This window comes from Paraburkholderia sp. CNPSo 3281, from assembly GCF_024206515.1.
Classification (GTDB): domain Bacteria; phylum Pseudomonadota; class Gammaproteobacteria; order Burkholderiales; family Burkholderiaceae; genus Paraburkholderia; species Paraburkholderia nodosa.
Map to the genome: position 1 here is coordinate 1 of NZ_JAMBPS010000164.1, position 943 is coordinate 943.

At 60.3% G+C, this 943-nt stretch carries 1 protein-coding gene; it reads left to right on the forward strand.

What is annotated here, in order from left to right; all coding sequences use genetic code 11:
* A partial coding sequence (locus tag M3I56_RS40680) for an amino acid adenylation domain-containing protein (protein WP_254346732.1) occupies positions 1 to 943 on the forward strand: 943 nt, incomplete at both ends.

A 943-nucleotide genomic window follows, 5' to 3' on the forward strand; every position in this document is an offset into this window, starting at 1 on the left:
CTATGTGCCGCTCGACCCCGCCTATCCGGGAGAGCGACTCGCTCACATACTCTCCGATGCCCAGCCCGCCATCGTCCTGAGCGATCAGGCGGGCAAGGAGGTACTGGGCCAGGCGTTGGCCGGTTACACCCTGATCGACCCCAACGACGCTCCTGTACAACCCGAGACCAATCCTCAGATACCGGGCCTGACCTCACGCCATCTCGCTTATGTGATCTACACCTCCGGCTCCACCGGTGCCCCAAAGGGGGTGATGGTCGAACACGTATCACTGGTCAACCTATGCAGCGCGATGGCGTCGGAGCCCGGCATCGCTGCGGATGATACTGTGCTCAATCTCACATCGGTATCGTTCGATATCGCAGCGTTAGAGCTATATTTGCCATTGCTGTCCGGCGCACGGCTGATGCTTGCTTCGCGCGATGTCGCAATTGACCCCGAGCGCCTTCTCGCACCGATCGAACAGGAAGCCGTTACGTTCGTTCAAGCCACGCCGGCACACTGGAGCGCGCTGTTGAATCACCGCTGGCCCAACGCATCTTTCACGTTGCTTTGCGGCGGCGAAGCACTGCCTGCATCACTCGCTGCACGCATGTTCGATCATGTGCAAGTCCTCTGGAACATGTACGGACCAACCGAGACGACTATCTGGTCGACTACACGTCGGATGGTACCAGGGTTGGATCCGTCTATTGGCCGACCGATCTCGAACACTCGGATTTACCTGCTAGACAGCCACGGTCAACCGGTGCCGCTAGGCGCAGTGGGTGAACTGTATATCGGCGGCGCAGGCGTGGCTCGTGGCTATCTGAACCGCCCAGAACTGACCGCCGAACGCTTCCTCCCCGATCCCTTCTCCCATCACTCCGATGCCCGCATGTATCGCACCGGCGATCTGGCCCGCTACCTGCCCGACGGCAATCTTGTGTTCCTCGGTCGCAAC